13 protein-coding genes and 2 tRNA genes are annotated in these 15,411 nt (G+C 44.6%); 7 read left to right on the forward strand and 8 right to left on the reverse strand.

Annotation, left to right across the window (positions count from 1 at the left end; genetic code table 11):
- Positions 1 to 198: 198 nt before the first annotated feature.
- Together L4D09_RS27440 and L4D09_RS27445 are read right to left on the reverse strand one after the other, a co-directional pair.
- On the reverse strand, positions 199 to 1,647 hold the full coding sequence (locus L4D09_RS27440) for a YfcC family protein (RefSeq protein ID WP_428460716.1): 1,449 nt from the start codon (positions 1,645 to 1,647) through the stop codon (positions 199 to 201).
- Between the two features lie 156 nt (positions 1,648 to 1,803).
- Entirely contained in the window at positions 1,804 to 1,956 is a 153-nt protein-coding gene (locus L4D09_RS27445; RefSeq protein ID WP_428460717.1) for a hypothetical protein, read from the reverse strand.
- 496 nt (positions 1,957 to 2,452) lie between these two features.
- Here L4D09_RS27445 and rraB point away from each other — a divergent pair, with 496 nt between their 5' ends.
- Positions 2,453 to 2,851 carry a ribonuclease E inhibitor RraB gene (gene rraB / locus L4D09_RS27450; RefSeq protein ID WP_428460718.1) on the forward strand — a complete coding sequence of 133 codons (399 nt, stop codon included), beginning with the start codon at positions 2,453 to 2,455 and terminating at the stop codon, positions 2,849 to 2,851.
- 95 nt (positions 2,852 to 2,946) lie between these two features.
- On the opposite strand, the gene L4D09_RS27455 is transcribed toward rraB, so the two are convergent.
- The 5 genes from L4D09_RS27455 to pepA all read right to left on the reverse strand — a co-directional run bounded on the left by L4D09_RS27455 (position 2,947) and on the right by pepA (position 9,490).
- On the reverse strand, positions 2,947 to 3,852 hold the full coding sequence (locus L4D09_RS27455) for a bifunctional helix-turn-helix transcriptional regulator/GNAT family N-acetyltransferase (protein WP_428460719.1): 906 nt from the start codon (positions 3,850 to 3,852) through the stop codon (positions 2,947 to 2,949).
- A 38-nt stretch (positions 3,853 to 3,890) separates the two neighbouring features.
- Positions 3,891 to 4,364, reverse strand: coding sequence for a DUF2061 domain-containing protein (locus L4D09_RS27460; protein ID WP_428460720.1), 474 nt, complete (start codon positions 4,362 to 4,364; stop codon positions 3,891 to 3,893).
- Positions 4,365 to 4,591: 227 nt separating this feature from the next.
- On the reverse strand, positions 4,592 to 7,450 hold the full coding sequence (locus L4D09_RS27465; protein WP_428460721.1) for a valine--tRNA ligase: 2,859 nt from the start codon (positions 7,448 to 7,450) through the stop codon (positions 4,592 to 4,594).
- Between the two features lie 27 nt (positions 7,451 to 7,477).
- Positions 7,478 to 7,930 (reverse strand): DNA polymerase III subunit chi, encoded by a 453-nt coding sequence (locus L4D09_RS27470; protein ID WP_428460722.1) that lies wholly within the window; start codon positions 7,928 to 7,930, stop codon positions 7,478 to 7,480.
- Between the two features lie 51 nt (positions 7,931 to 7,981).
- On the reverse strand, positions 7,982 to 9,490 hold the full coding sequence (gene pepA, locus L4D09_RS27475; RefSeq protein WP_428460723.1) for a leucyl aminopeptidase: 1,509 nt from the start codon (positions 9,488 to 9,490) through the stop codon (positions 7,982 to 7,984).
- A 194-nt stretch (positions 9,491 to 9,684) separates the two neighbouring features.
- On the opposite strand from pepA, the gene lptF reads away from it, so the two are divergent.
- Together lptF and lptG are read left to right on the forward strand one after the other, a co-directional pair.
- A complete protein-coding gene (gene lptF, locus L4D09_RS27480) occupies positions 9,685 to 10,785 on the forward strand; it encodes an LPS export ABC transporter permease LptF (RefSeq protein ID WP_428460724.1) in 1,101 nt (366 codons plus the stop codon).
- Positions 10,785 to 11,855 carry an LPS export ABC transporter permease LptG gene (gene lptG, locus L4D09_RS27485; RefSeq protein WP_428460725.1) on the forward strand — a complete coding sequence of 357 codons (1,071 nt, stop codon included), beginning with the start codon at positions 10,785 to 10,787 and terminating at the stop codon, positions 11,853 to 11,855. Before lptF ends, lptG begins: the two co-directional genes overlap by 1 nt.
- A 63-nt stretch (positions 11,856 to 11,918) precedes the next feature.
- Here lptG and L4D09_RS27490 read toward each other — a convergent pair whose 3' ends face one another.
- On the reverse strand, positions 11,919 to 12,413 hold the full coding sequence (locus tag L4D09_RS27490) for an RDD family protein (protein WP_428460726.1): 495 nt from the start codon (positions 12,411 to 12,413) through the stop codon (positions 11,919 to 11,921).
- A 274-nt stretch (positions 12,414 to 12,687) separates the two neighbouring features.
- Here L4D09_RS27490 and L4D09_RS27495 point away from each other — a divergent pair.
- From L4D09_RS27495 to L4D09_RS27510, 4 genes are all read left to right on the forward strand, one after another.
- Positions 12,688 to 12,772, forward strand: a tRNA-Leu gene (locus L4D09_RS27495).
- Positions 12,773 to 12,952: 180 nt separating this feature from the next.
- Positions 12,953 to 13,037 (forward strand) — tRNA-Leu (locus L4D09_RS27500).
- Between the two features lie 185 nt (positions 13,038 to 13,222).
- Complete coding sequence (locus tag L4D09_RS27505) at positions 13,223 to 14,668, forward strand: aminotransferase-like domain-containing protein (protein ID WP_428460727.1); 1,446 nt, start codon at positions 13,223 to 13,225, stop codon at positions 14,666 to 14,668.
- Positions 14,669 to 14,770: 102 nt separating this feature from the next.
- On the forward strand, positions 14,771 to 15,016 hold the full coding sequence (locus L4D09_RS27510; protein ID WP_428460728.1) for a hypothetical protein: 246 nt from the start codon (positions 14,771 to 14,773) through the stop codon (positions 15,014 to 15,016).
- Positions 15,017 to 15,411: the final 395 nt, after the last annotated feature.

The following is a 15,411-nucleotide window of genomic DNA, read 5'->3' on the forward strand; positions in this document are numbered from 1 at the left end:
ATATAAGGTGGGGTAGACGTTGGTTGTTATTTTTAAATAGACGCTATTAATGTCCAATTTATAGTGGTGAAAGCCTTATTATAAATAAAGATAATATATTAACCGTTGATGTTAAATTAAAAAAACCGCCAAAATAGGCGGTTTTAAATTGGTATAGACGATAAAATAGAGCGGTGTATTGCTCTATTTACAATTAGATTATCCGATCATGACGCCGACACTGAGCATAACCATGATAAGTACGGTAAGAATACCCAGTAGCGGTGCTACCCACTTCACCCAGCGTACGTAGGGTACTTTTGCAATCGCTAACCCACCCATAACAACGGCAGAAGTCGGTGTTACGAGGTTAACAATACCCGAGGCTGACTGGTAAGCGGTAACGACGAGATCGCGCCCGACACCGGCAAAGTCGGCTAATGGTGCCATTATTGGCATGGTAAGTACGGCCAAACCAGATGATGATGGCACAAGGAAAGACAGTAAGATTTCAAGCCAGTACATCACGTTAATGAAGACGATGGATGACAATCCTGTTACTGCGTGTTCGGCTGAGTTTAGGATAGTATCGGTGATCATACCGCGATCCATTATCACCACGATACCACGAGCAATACCGATGATCAGTGCAACACCGAGTAAATCACGGGCACCATCAATGAAGCTTGTGGTGAACTCTTCTTCACTCATGCGGGCAATTAAGCCGATTATGATCGTAGACGCTAGGAACATGCCTGAAATTTCGGCCATCCACCAACCAGCGACTGCCACACCATAAATCATGATGCCAAATGATGCTGCAAAGATAGCCAAAATTACTTTACGTGTCGTTGTAAACTCGAGCATTTCACCTGATTGGTTGCTAAGGAAATGGGCTTTGTTTTCTTCGTACTTATCAAACACGATCGATTTGGTTTTATCGGCACGAACCATTTTGGCATAACGCATGACATAGCCAACACAGATAACCCAGCCGATGGCAAGCATACCAACACGCAACATGATGCCGTCAGTGAATGGAATTCCTGCTGCATTGGCAGCAATAACCGTCGCGAATGGGTTTATCGTTGAACCAAGCGTACCAATGCCCGCCCCAAGTAGCACCGTTGCTGCTGCAACCACTGGGTCAAAGCGTGCAGCCATCATTACTGGCACTAATAAGGTATAAAATGGGAGTGACTCTTCAGCCATACCATAAATTGTTCCCCCTGCGGCAAAAAGTGCCATCAGTATCGGGATCATTAATTCTTCCCGACCATGTAACCGGGCTGTTACTCGCTCAATACCCGCATCTATTGCACCTGTTTTGGTCACGAGGCCAAGAAAGCCACCAATAACCAAAATAAACAAAGAAACGTCGATAGCCGCAGCTTCGTAGGTATTATGATCATAAAACCCATCAATGGGCGCAATTAGAACATCCACAATGCCTTGCGGGTTGCTTTCTACAGGTTGGTAAGTGCCTGTAACAGGTACTTCGCGTCCGAGATCTTCATTCATCACTCGATCGTATTGACCTGCAGGTACGATCCAAGTCAGTAATGCGACAAAGGCAATTAAGCCAAATAAGATGGTATAGGCTGAAGGGAACTTCAAGTTAGCGAAGAAGCCACCTTTATCTTCTGTTTTAACAGTTTCGGTTGTCATTATTATCTCCTTGCCTTTACAGTTATTTATACTGTAAAGGTTTTATCTACCGAGCCTTAATTTAGACATGACAAAGCGGTCTGGCATGGCCAGTTATTACAATTGCTAGCGCCAAGTCAGGCAAAGACTAAAAGTTGTAGTATCCGTTCTCTACTGCTAATGCAGGTTGGAGAGCGCTGCCAAGTCGTGGTAAGGGGTTAGGCTTAAGTACTCATTATTTGGCTGGTGGTTCGCGGTAACGGTACTGGGAAGGCGTAACGGGCTGTGCCGTTGATGCCTTGGCTTATGGCCGAGGTAGAAGCTACTCATGATCGTATCTCTCGTATAGTGTGTTGGCCAACAGTCTTTGCTGTGACTCTTTTGTTTATCGCAAGAGAATCTTATTCTGATGGGCGAGGTTTAACTTTGGTATTGTTCACACTTTTTCAGCACTAAAATTTACCCATCAGATGCCCATATAGTGAGGTGAGGGTATTTTACTGATATTAATGGGTGAATATGCTATTTGGATTTTTTGGTACCGATGTCATATGTGTATATCAATATTGAATAGTACGAATGCGTGATCTCTTGGGGGAAAGCGGAAACTGCGTACTTTAGTATGTAATACTGGTTTGATTTCTGTATTCATCAAGTGTGCATAACAGGGAATATTATTCATTCTTATAATCAATAGATCGAATATTGGAATTTGATGTTCTTTTGATAAATATCAAGTTTCGAGTTAGGTGTTAATAGCCATGGAAATTCATGGCTATCCGTGCGATATTTGCGATCAAATTTATTCCATAGGTGGAGTTACCCCATGTCTATTGCAGAACTGATTGAAGAGCAGAAGGAAGAAACTCGCGACATTATTGCCGCGTTGCTAGAAGATGAAAGCGATCCTGATGCACTTTACACCATTGAACATCACTTCTCAGCAGATACGTTTGAAGAGCTAGAAGGTGCGGCAGTTGAAGCATTTAAAATGGGCTTCGAAGTTCAAGAAGCAGAAGAACTAGAACTTGCTCCTGAAGACGGTGGCGGTAAAGTTGTTTGTTTTGATGCGGTTATGTCGTCTGCACTGAAAGCAGAGCTTCTTGACGAGCAAGCTGAAAAATTGATCCATCTTGCTGACAAGCATAATATTGATTATGACGGTTGGGGTACTTACTTCGAATCGGGCGAAGATGACGAAGAAGAGCACGAAGACGAGGAGTAATATCCCCTTGGTCTGAAGCTTGAAAAGCTGGCTTATGCCAGCTTTTTTATTGTGTATAGCTCCTCAATGGTGACTATAAAAAGAGGTTATCTGCACTAAAGCCTTTTTAACATCCTGATTTCACATGCATCATGGCCAGTATCTCCCATTGCATGTGTTATATGTCTAAATCCCAATGATTCATATAAGTAAATGGCTTCTTTAAGGCTGGCTGTCGTTTCAAGGTAGCAGGCAGTAAAATGTTTTTGGCGAGCAAATTTTAACGCTGTCGTTGCGATACGACGGGCAAAGCCTTTACCTCTCAACTCAGGTAAAAAGTACATTTTTTGTAGCTCACAAACATTTTCTTCCCCTGACAACGGAGCAATCCCTCCCCCCCCAAGAATACGATTGTCTTTCTCTACAACCCAAAAAGCAGTGTTCTCTCCGGCATAGACCAAGCTTAAATCATCTAGCGTCGGATCAGATACACCGTACCCTTTGTCAGGTGTTAAGCCATACTCTGCTGATACGCGGCGAACGACTGCCGCCATGCTGGCATTATCTTGAGGGGTTAATAGCCTTAAGGTGTAACCTTGTTGTTGCCGACTGGCTGTAATGGCTTTGGTATAGCGATTTAAGCTGGTGGCTAATTGTGCCACCTCATCACTATCAAGCTGCTCAATAAATTGATTAACGTGCTGGTTTAGGCCTAAATTGAGCTGTTTGAGGACTTGCTGGCCTAAAGGTGTGAGTGACGAGACTTGCTTACGACGATCGTTAGGATCGACTTTCACTTCAACATAACCAGCGTTGAGTAGGCTGGCGTTTGTTCGGCTAGCATTTGATTTATCGACTTTAAGTCGCTCTGCCATCTGGTTGATGGTAAGCGAATCTTGTTCAAGTTCGATAAGCGCATGGGCTTGTACTGGGGTAATGGCAAGATCACCACATTGGTGGTCAAGCAAGCCCAACTCGCGAACTAGCTGGCGTGATTGGGCACGTAAGGTTGAAGCATCCATCAATATCGCACTTAATTAGTTGTGTAGTGCAATTAAATTTAGTTGTTTATCGCAACCTTGTCAATCGGTGTTTCAGCAACATCTTCAGCGCATTGTTGAAGCTCATGGTGGTGGCAAGCTAAGTGTTGCAGCGCTTCTTTTGCAGCATGCTGAGCGCTTTTCTTCTGCCATACGCGTTCATGAAAGTAATAAGCCACAGTATTAATGCATGGCTCAATCATTGCCATGATGCTGCCAATGAAGATATCACCAGTGAGTAAGTACACGACGGTAAAAGCAACACTGAAATGCACGACGGCAAAGCTAATAGTTTTGCGACCTGGGTTGTTAAATTGTGAACGAAGTAGCCGTTTGCTTTGCCACGTTTTTTCATGGAAATAGAAAGCCACGGTGTTGACCATCGGCTCAATCATTGCAATCAAGCTACCGATAAGTATGTCACCTGTTAATAGGTAAGCAACGGTAAAAGCAACAGTAAAATGAATGATAGCGAAGCTGATAGTCTTTTTCATAAGTGGTCTCCCTATTTGATTAATTTATATTAATGATAATAATTATCATTTGCAACTGTTGTGGCCAATCAATGTGATAGCTAGGGGTTATTGATAAGCGAAACAGAGCTGGGAATCATCTATTTGGGCGTGTAGGTAGAGAGAGGGGGTGTTGACGGTGAAACAACGAATATAAAAAAAGCTGGCGAAGGTTCGCCAGCTTTTTTAAGCAAGGGTGAAGCTAAAAATTACAGTGCCGCGATCGTTACTTTCTGTGCTTCCAGTTTCACTAAGGTGTCTTGGTAGCCAGTCAGTTTTTCACGTTCTTTTGCAATAACTGCTTCCGGTGCTTTAGCAACGAAACCTTCGTTACCTAGCTTTCCTTCGATGCGTTTGATCTCACCTTGGATTTTAGCGACTTCTTTATCTAAACGTGCAAGCTCTGCATCTTTGTTGATTAGACCCGCCATTGGGATCATCAGTTCAGATTTACCTACTAGTGCCGTAGCACAAGCTGGTGTTGTTTCGCCATCAGCCAAGACTTTGATGCTATCCAGTTTAGCCAGAGAGATCAGAACGATTTCGTTGGCTTGGATACGAGCCGCATCTTTTCCATCTGCCACTTTCAGCATCACATCCAAGCCTTTGCTTGGTGCGATATCGTATTCGGCACGTAGGTTACGGATGCTTGAGATAAAGGCTTTCACCCATTCAAGATCAGCAACAACGTCAGCATTGAAGTTTGCTTCATCAAACTGAGGTAAAGCCTGAGTCATGATGGTTTCACCTTCAACACCGTTAACCAACGGCTTAACACTCTGCCAGATAGACTCGGTGATGTAAGGCAGCACTGGGTGAGCAAGACGTAATGTCTTCTCTAGTACGGTGATAAGGGTGTGACGCGTCGCGCGCTGCTGTGCTTCTGTGCCTTTCCAAAGAACTGGTTTCGTTAGCTCTAGGTACCAGTCACAGAATTGGTTCCAGATAAACTCGTAGATCGTACCGGCCGCCATATCTAGGCGGAAGTTATCGATATGCGTGTTGAAATCTTTGGCCGCAAGCTCAAATTGAGATTCGATCCACTTGTCTGCCAGAGAGAATTCCATCTCACCGCCAGCCATGCCACAGTCTTGATCTTCTGTGTTCATCAGTACGTAACGGCTTGCGTTCCATAACTTATTACAGAAGTTACGGTAACCTTCAAGGCGTTTCATGTCCCAGTTGATATCACGACCCGTTGATGCCATTGCCGCTAGCGTAAAGCGTAATGCGTCAGTACCGTAGGCTTCAATACCACCTTCGAATGTCTTACGAGTTTGCTTTTCGATCTTAGCTGCAAGCTTAGGCTGCATCATGTTGCCACAGCGCTTTTCTACCAGATCTTCTAGGCCAATACCGTCAATCATGTCGATTGGGTCAAGAACATTACCTTTCGACTTAGACATCTTGTCGCCGTTTTCATCACGGATCAAACCCGTTACGTAAACAGTCTTGAATGGTACTTGTGGTTTGCCGTTTTCATCTTTACAGAAGTACATGGTCATCATGATCATGCGGGCAACCCAGAAGAAGATGATGTCAAAACCAGTTACCAGTACATCTGACGGGTGGAAGGTTTTTAGGTCTTCAGTTTGCTCAGGCCAGCCTTGGGTACCGAATGTCCATAACGCTGAAGAGAACCATGTATCAAGTACATCGTCGTCTTGGCGTAGAACAACAACTGGGGCTAGGTTGTTGTTAGCACGTACTTCTTCTTCTGTACGGCCGACATAGACTTTACCTTCGTTGTCATACCAAGCAGGGATGCGGTGACCCCACCAAAGCTGGCGAGAGATACACCAATCTTGAATGTCACGCATCCAAGAGAAGTACATGTTTTCGTATTGCTTCGGAACGAATTGGATTTCACCATCTTCAACGGCTTTAGTTGCCGTTTCTGCAAGTGGTGCAGCACGGACATACCATTGGTCAGTTAGCATTGGTTCGATAACCACGCCACCACGGTCGCCGTAAGGTACGGTTAGATCGTGATCTTTAATTTCTTCTAATAGGCCTAGCTCATCCAGCTCAGCAACAACCGCTTTACGGGCTGCGAAACGCTCCATACCGTGGTATTTTTCTGGTAGCTCTGTGCTGTATGCATCGCTCGCTTCACCATTGGTAGTGAAGACTTCAGCCGCATCACGAATGTCTGCGTTGAAGGTTAGGATGTTGATCATTGGTAGGCTGTGACGCTTACCTACTTCGTAGTCATTGAAATCGTGCGCAGGGGTGATCTTCACACAACCTGTGCCTTTTTCCATGTCTGCGTGTTCATCGCCTACGATAGGGATACGACGGCCAACAATTGGTAGTAGGATTTCTTTACCGATCAGATCTTTGTAGCGTGGATCTTCTGGATTTACTGCAACACCGGTATCACCCAGCATGGTTTCTGGACGTGTAGTTGCAACAATGATGTAATCTTTACCATCTGCTGTTTTTACGCCATCCGCAAGCGGGTAGCGGAAATGCCACATAAAGCCTTTCTTATCTTTATTTTCAACTTCTAGATCTGAAATGGCAGTGTGTAGTTTAGGATCCCAGTTAACCAGGCGCTTGCCACGGTAAATCAGGTCGTCTTCAAATAAACGAACGAAGACTTCTTGTACAGCATTAGAGAGGCCATCATCCATTGTAAAGCGTTCACGTTCCCAATCGACAGAGGCACCTAGGCGGCGAAGCTGTTGAGTGATATTGCCACCCGACTCTGCTTTCCATTCCCAGATTTTGTCAATGAACGCATCACGACCGTAGTCATGCTTAGTTTTGCCTTCTTCGGCTGCAATCTTACGCTCCACAACCATCTGGGTCGCGATACCTGCGTGGTCAGTACCGACTTGCCATAGGGTGTTTTTACCTTTCATTCGCTCACAACGGATCAGGGTATCCATGATGGTATCCTGAAATGCGTGGCCCATGTGTAGGCTGCCTGTGACGTTTGGCGGTGGGATCATGATGCTGTAAGCATCTTTTGATGTGTCACCGTGAGGCTTGAAGTAACCAGCCTCTTCCCAGCGCTGATATAGCGCCTGTTCAATTGATTGTGGGTTGTATGTCTTTTCCATAGCGCTCTTAGAAGGATCTATGTGGAATTAGGGCGTCTCAGGGGCAGTGGCTGTTTGTAGCTGGAGACCAGCTTGACGATACGCTTTATAGCGTTCGCGTGCCAATTGCTTGAGCTTTTCGTCGCAAGGAACGAAGTCTACCACTTGTGAGAAGGTTACGGCAAAATTTGCTGCATCTTGCGCCAAATTAATCAAAACACCACGGCGGCCGCTGTGCCGGCGACCCGGCCAGCCAATCTCAACGGGCGATCCCCCGCGAGGACCTTCTCCAATGAGGTTGTGCGGTACAAAGTTATCTGGCTCTTGTTGCCATAAATACTCATCTATTTGTTCTGCTTGGCTTTTACTTTCTGCTAGCAGGTAGACTTTGTGGCCTTGCTTGTAACTCATGACCGCATAATGACAAGCAAAATGCAGCTGATAGTCGCTATCAACGGCAAGGTGCTTTTCATCGACTATATAAAAGGTAGCATGAGTCATCAGGAATACTCTATAAAACAAGAGGGCCATTTGGCCCTCTCGATGTCGTTATTATTCGACGTTTTCTAGGCCAGATCGATTTAGCAAAAATTGGACAAGCAATGGGACAGGGCGTCCTGTTGCTCCTTTTGCTTTACCACCAACCCAAGCTGTACCAGCAATATCGAGGTGTGCCCAGTTGTATTTCTTTGTAAAACGAGACAAGAAACAACCAGCAGTGATGGTACCAGCACCCGGAGAGCCAAGGTTTGCCATATCAGCAAATGGACTCGCCAGCTGCTCTTGGTATTCGTCAGCCATTGGCAGGCGCCATGCACGGTCACCAGCTTGTTCTGACGCATTGATCAGTTCATGAGCCAATGGGTTGTGGTTGGATAATAGGCCACTGATGTGATTACCCAGAGCAACGACGCAAGCACCGGTTAGTGTCGCGACGTCGACCACACATTCTGGCTCAAAACGCTCGACATATGTTAGCGCATCACACAGCACTAAGCGGCCTTCAGCGTCGGTATTCAATACCTCAACTGTTTGGCCTGACATGGTTGTTAAGATGTCACCCGGACGGTATGCATTGCCACCTGGCATATTTTCACAGCCAGCTAAAATACCTACCACATTAATTGGTAAGTTTAGCTTGGCGAGTGACTTCATGGCACCAAAGACAGTGGCAGCGCCACACATGTCGTATTTCATCTCATCCATTTGAGCGGACGGTTTAATTGAAATACCACCTGAATCAAACGTTAGGCCTTTACCAATGAGCACGATTGGCTTAGCGTTAGAGTCTGGGTTGCCTTTGTATTCGATCACCGACATCATGGCTTCATTTTTCGAACCTTGGCCGACCGCGAGATACGATGTCATGCCGAGCTCTTTCATTTCTTGCTCGCCAATGATCTTAGTGCTAACCGTGTCAAAGTCGTCAGCTAGGCGACGAGCTTGTGAAGCAAGGTAAGCGGGATTTGCCACGTTAGGAGGCATATTGCCAAGGTCTTTACCTGCTTTCACACCTGACGCTACCGCTAGACCATGAGCAATCGCACGCTCACCCAGTGATAATTCGCGGCGAGTTGGTACATTAAATACTAACTTTCTAAGAGGTCGACGAGTCTCTGGTTTGCTACTCTTGAATTGGTCGAAAGTGTAAAGGCTATCTTTGGTTGTTTCGACAGCTTGACGAACTTTCCAATAAGTATCGCGACCTTTAACATGCAGTTCAGTTAAGAAACACACTGCTTCCATTGAACCCGTTTCATTAAGGGTGCTAATGGTTTTTTTGATAATCTGTTTGTACTGGCGTTCATCAAGCTCGCGTTCTTTACCACAACCAACCAGTAGTACACGCTCTGATAATACATTTGGTACATGGTGAAGTAACAGCATTTGGCCCGGTTTACCTTCAAGGTCACCGCGGCGTAGTAGTGAGCTAATATAGCCATCGCTGATTTTGTCGAGTTGCTCAGCAATTGGAGAAAGGCGACGTGGTTCAAAGACACCGACGACAATACAGGCACTGCGTTGTTTTTCGGGGCTACCACTTTTTACACTGAACTCCATGCGTACTCCTACATCCTATTAAAGACAATTAAAGCTAAATGTTAGATAATACCGCACTTACTTGCTGGACCGTAGATTCGGTATAGGATTAAAGTACAGGTTAACAATTAACCGAAAGATTAAAAAATAACTAATTAACCGAAAAATTATAGTGATTCCGATAAAAAAACAAGTTTTCTATGGGTAAATAAAGCGTGATTATTGTTAGGTATTTGACGCGAGAGACATTAAAGAGCCAATTTGCGGTGCTTTTTGTTCTCTTTCTTGTCTTTATTAGTCAAAAATTTATTCGCATTCTAGCAGATGCGACCGAAGGCTCGATCCCCAGTGATCTCATTGTGACGCTGCTAGGACTGTACATGCCGTCAATGGCACTGCTGATGCTGCCTCTGAGTTTATATATCGGTATTTTACTGACGTTCGGGCGATTGTACGCTGAAAGTGAAATTACAGTGATGAATGCTACAGGGATCGGGAACAAGTTTCTGATCCAAGCGGCTTTGTGGTTGGCAATTATTACTGGGGGGATCGCTGCGTTTAATGCGCTGTGGCTCGCGCCATGGACTGTGGCAAAAACTGAGCAGCTGATGGAGCAAGTTAAAGCGGACTCAGGTTTAGAGTTGTTGGTTAAGGGGCAATTTAGGGAGTCGCCTGACGGAAAAGCGGTTGTCTTTGTCAATGATATTACCGATGGTGGTAGCCGTTTGGACAAGGTGTTTGTTGCTCAATTGGAGGCTCGAGATACCCTACGTCCGAGTGTGCTTGTTTCTGACCGAGGGTATGTCAGCGAGCTGAATGATGGTCGTCAAGTGCTCGATTTAAAAGAGGGCACACGCTACGAAGGTATTCCAACGCGGTTGGATTACTCAATCACCGACTTTGATGATTACCAGGCATTGATAGGGCAACGTGCGGTACGTGAAGCTCGGCGAGATTGGGATGCATTACCGACATTCGAGTTAATGCAGCGGCCCGAGTTGGCGGCAAAAGCTGAATTCCAGTGGCGAATGTCTCTTGTTATTGCGATACCGTTATTGACTATGGTTGTTGTACCGTTGTCAGCGGTGAACCCGCGACAAGGACGTTTTGCTAAATTGGTGCCAGCTGTTCTCCTGTACCTCACTTACTTTCTGGCAATCAGCGCCGCGAAGTCAGCGGTTGAAGATGGTGGTTTGTCATCAGGCGTCGGCCTGTGGGCAATCAATGTGGTAATGCTCATTATTGCTATCGCGTTAAATACATGGGATACCCTTCCGGTAAGGGTCTTTAGAGATAAGTTTCGGAGACGCGGTTAATGTTTAAAATTCTAGATTTATACATTGGCCGAACGATTATCTCGACATCGGCGTTAACGCTATCAACCTTGGTTGGCCTTTCGGCCATCATTAAGTATGTAGAGCAACTACGAAAGGTTGGGGAAGGAACGTTCGATCTCTGGAAAGCATTAATATATGTCTTACTGAGCGTGCCCCGTGATATCGAAATGTTTTTTCCAATGGCGGTATTACTCGGTGCATTGATCGGACTTGGCATGCTGGCATCCAGCTCTGAGCTGGTGGTGATGCAGGCTGCTGGCTTTTCGAAGCTTGATATTGGTTTATCCGTATTAAAAACGGCAGTGCCATTAATGCTAATGATCACCTTGCTAGGACAGTGGGGGGCCCCGGAAGCTCAAAAAGCCGCTCGCGAATTACGTGCGTTATGGACATCTGGCGGCAACATGTTGTCAGTCCAGCGAGGGGTCTGGGCAAAAGATAATAATGATTTTATTTATATCGCACGGGTGCATGAGCAAAAAGAACTTTATGGCATCAATATTTGGACTTTTGATGATAAAGAAACCTTAACCCAGTCGACTTTTGCTGAGTCAGCTATTCATGATGAACAGCAAGGTTGGTTGCTGCAAGATGTTACTGTCACAACAATTGGTGAATCACAGCAAAGTAATGAAATCATGTCAGTGAAGCCTTGGCAGACAACATTATCGCCAGATAAATTAGCGGTGGTAACAGTAAAGCCTGAAGAGCTCGCATTGTCTGGGGTTTATGATTACGTAACCTATTTGAAAGATTCGAAACAAGATGCATCTCGCTATGAGTTGGCGTTTTGGCGTAAAGCTTTACAACCGGTGTCTATTGCAGTGATGATGTTACTTGCCTTGTCATTTGTTTTTGGTCCATTGCGATCTGTGACGATGGGGGCTCGTGTCTTATCTGGTGTGATTTTCGGTTTTACATTCTATATTTCAAATGAAGTATTTGGCCCAATGAGTATCGTCTATCGCCTCCATCCCATAATAGGGGCGCTGGGGCCAAGTTTGGTCTTTTTACTGCTCACGATTTATTTGCTGCGGCGCAAGCTATAGGGCAAAGATCTAAAAAGGAGTCGAAAGACTCCTTTTTTGTATTTTGAATATGAAGACTGGAGGTTAGTTAACTTTTGGCAGCTGTACCATTTCACATTCCGCCATAATATCTTGGAAAGATTGTTTGGTCTGGCTGAAAGGGGCGATTAAGTTACCAAGGCCGAAAGCTGATGTACCTAAGCGAATGAGTGCCTGCGTAATTCGAATGTTTGAACCATCTTTATTCTGAATACGCAGTTTCCATGCCCTCATGCCTAATGTTTGTCCGGCTTTACACCAGAAGAATGCAAAAAAGCCAATAATCGCTAAAGCAAGATAGGCCGTATAAAGTAAACCAACAACTGGGTGCTGCGTCATGTAAGCACTAATATCTTCATAGCCGGTAATATCTAACGCTCCGATGCTGAGCAGTAGAGTTGCAATCCCCATAGCCACGCCGCCTGCAAGCATGAGCACAGCTGCAACAACTAATGCGTCGTATACCCAAGCGGCAATACGACGAAATAAACTCGGGTATTGTTTTTCTGTTTTAACGTCCTGTTGTTTTTTCTTTTTCACGTCTTGTCCAATGCGTTGTTAGTCAAAATTACGCTAGCAGTGTAGCAACTTACATTGAATCGGTGAATTGACTTTATGGCGAAACTGGGAGGTGAGTGCTCATACTCATGTCGAGGGCTTTCGATTGTAAATGATGAAAAGGTTGTATGGATGGAGCGGCGAGACCATAAATAAAGAATCAATTGGTCAAAGATGAAGCAATCAATCTCGAAATTAAAAGAATCGCTTATCTACTGCTTGCACCAAAAAAATAGATACGTAAAATAAACCGTCTGCCCGAGTGGTGAAATTGGTATACACGACGGATTCAAAATCCGTTGCTTTCGAGCGTGACGGTTCAAGTCCGTCCTCGGGCACCAAATTCACAAAAAAGCCCTGACGAAAGTCGGGGCTTTTTTGTTTCTAGATCTTAAGAAAATGCTCAATGGTATTGAAAGCAAACGAATTGGCTGAGGATTGCTCGATTATCTGTTTTTCTTATTTTTAACGAAGAAAAACAGTTGTGTATCAAGTTGGTATCCGTATAATGAGCCGCATCTGCCCGAGTGGTGAAATTGGTATACACGACGGATTCAAAATCCGTTTCCTTCGGGAGTGACGGTTCAAGTCCGTCCTCGGGCACCAAATTCACAAATAAGCCCTGACGAAAGTCGGGGCTTTTTTGTATCCAACGTAAAAATCTTTATCTGTCTTTTATCTTTGCTTTTCCATTTGGTTATTTTGAATGAAAAGAATTGAGGTAGACCTCATCAATTTTAAATGCCTCGCTATAGTATGTTGTAAGCTCAACTCATTACGGGAACACGGGTTTGCCACAAGCGAAAATTGCTAGTCGAAGCACGACAATTATTGAACAGGTTAAACATCATATTAGGCAAAAAGGCTGGTTGCCTGGTGAGCGGATCCCATCGATTCGAAAGATGAGCAGTACTGCATCAGTCAGCCCTGCTACGGTATCGAAAGCCTATGAGCAGCTAGAAATAGAAGGCTGGATATATGCAAAACCACAAAGTGGTTATTATGTCGCAGCGCATTTTAATCAGTTAACGCCTTCATCATCACGTCCCCTGACGCAAGTGTCTAATCAAGCGATATCAATTAACCGGCATGTTTTCGAAGTGCTAAGTGCAGTTAAAAAACCGGATGTAATACCGTTTGGTTCGGCTTTTCCTGATCCCAGTTTATTCCCTATCCCATTGCTAGGGCGGCTGCTCAGCCGCACTATTAGAACTATGCCTATTAATAGCGGGATTACAGACTTACCACCGGGATGTTTGGAGCTTCGTCGAGTCATTGCACAACGGTATATCAATGAAGGCATGACCATTTGTGCCGACGATATCGTTATTACCTCCGGTGCGACCGAAGCGCTAGGGTTGAGTTTGGCTGCCTTAACAAAGCCAGGTGATACTATCGCTGTTGAATCTCCTGTCTTTTACGGTGCACTGCAAGCAATAGAGCGACTTCACCTCAATGTGGTCGAGATCCCCTCTTCTATATACTCAGGTATCGATATTGAAGCGCTGACTATTGCGCTTGAACAGCAGAACATCAAGGCATGTTGGTTAATGAGTCATTTTCAGAACCCAACAGGGGCTAGTCTTACTGTTGAAAAGCAGCAAGCTTTGTATGATCTGTTAGCGGGGCAAGGGATCCCAATCCTTGAAGATGATGTTTATGGCGAACTTTACTTTGGGCAGAAAAAACCAGTCTCAATGAAGGCAATCGACACAAAGGGATTAGTTCTGCATTGCTCATCATTTTCAAAATGTTTGGCTCCAGGGTTTCGGGTAGGTTGGGCAATTGCTGGTCGCTACAGTAAGCAAATGGAAGAGTTACAATTGATGTCGACGCTGTCTGTCGCAACACCTAACCAGCAGGTGTTAGCCCACTATCTGAGAAATGGTGGATACGATCACCATTTAAGGCAGCTTCGACGAATACTTGCGCATCGTCTATATAGAGTAAAGGAAGCAATAGAGGCTTATTTTCCTGAGGGGACCAGTATTACGTTACCAAAGGGGGGATATTTTCTTTGGGTTACTTTACCTTTTGTTGTTGATACTTCGAAGCTTTTATTTGAACTCTTAGAAAAGCATCAAATCAGTATTGCACCTGGTACGTTATTCTCAGCGCAAAAACAGTTTAAGCATTGTATGCGAATAAATGGCAGCTACCCTTTTGATGATAACAGTGAAGAAGCCTTAAGGGTCATTGCAAATTTGCTCAGGCACTATCATTCGAAACCACGGTAACTGTTTTCAGTCTTTTTGCCTCAACTGTTCTACCTTACTTTTTTTATTGCATGATTTACTTATCCAGAACGACACAATCTTGATATCGAAGAGGAGCTACGTATGGTGAGTAAGATAAGGAAAACGAAAGCTAAGGTGAGACGCAGTATAAAAGCAGAGGTGAAGCTGGTATTTGTAGCGATAGGATGTGCATTACTATTGATACTAGGTCACGCCATACTGGCAAAAGAACTCGTTAACCAAAGATGGACTGAATACACCGCAGCAGCGATCCCTTTTATTTTGTTTGGGATAGGTGCATGGGCGATCAGGTATGCCTCGAGATTAAATGAACTCGATAATCGTTAAGTCTTAATGGTTAAATGATTCCTTAAAAGAACTTGCACTCGTTGCTTATATGAACGGTGCGACACTCTTGTGTTTAACTATTGAGCGGTCGAACTGTTTTAATGAAATAATTACATTGTTGCTATTGCCAATGCGATCGAACTCTCTATAATGCGACCTCACTGACACGGAGCACGGCAACTTAAGCCGCTAGCCAGTCAGTTTGTTCTTTAACAATTTGACCATGCAATCTGTGTGGGCACTCGTGAAAAAGTTAAGTCAAAAGATTTATCAATGAACTGAGTGACCAATACAAGGTAACGCTATCTCTTGTAGATAACGAAACTTTGGCACAGTCAATTCGAATGTCATGACTAGCTTCTAGTTATTGATGTTCAATCAGTATTCGTTGAGCC

Origin of the sequence: Photobacterium makurazakiensis (assembly GCF_050336715.1) — a bacterium.
Lineage (GTDB): Bacteria > Pseudomonadota > Gammaproteobacteria > Enterobacterales > Vibrionaceae > Photobacterium > Photobacterium makurazakiensis.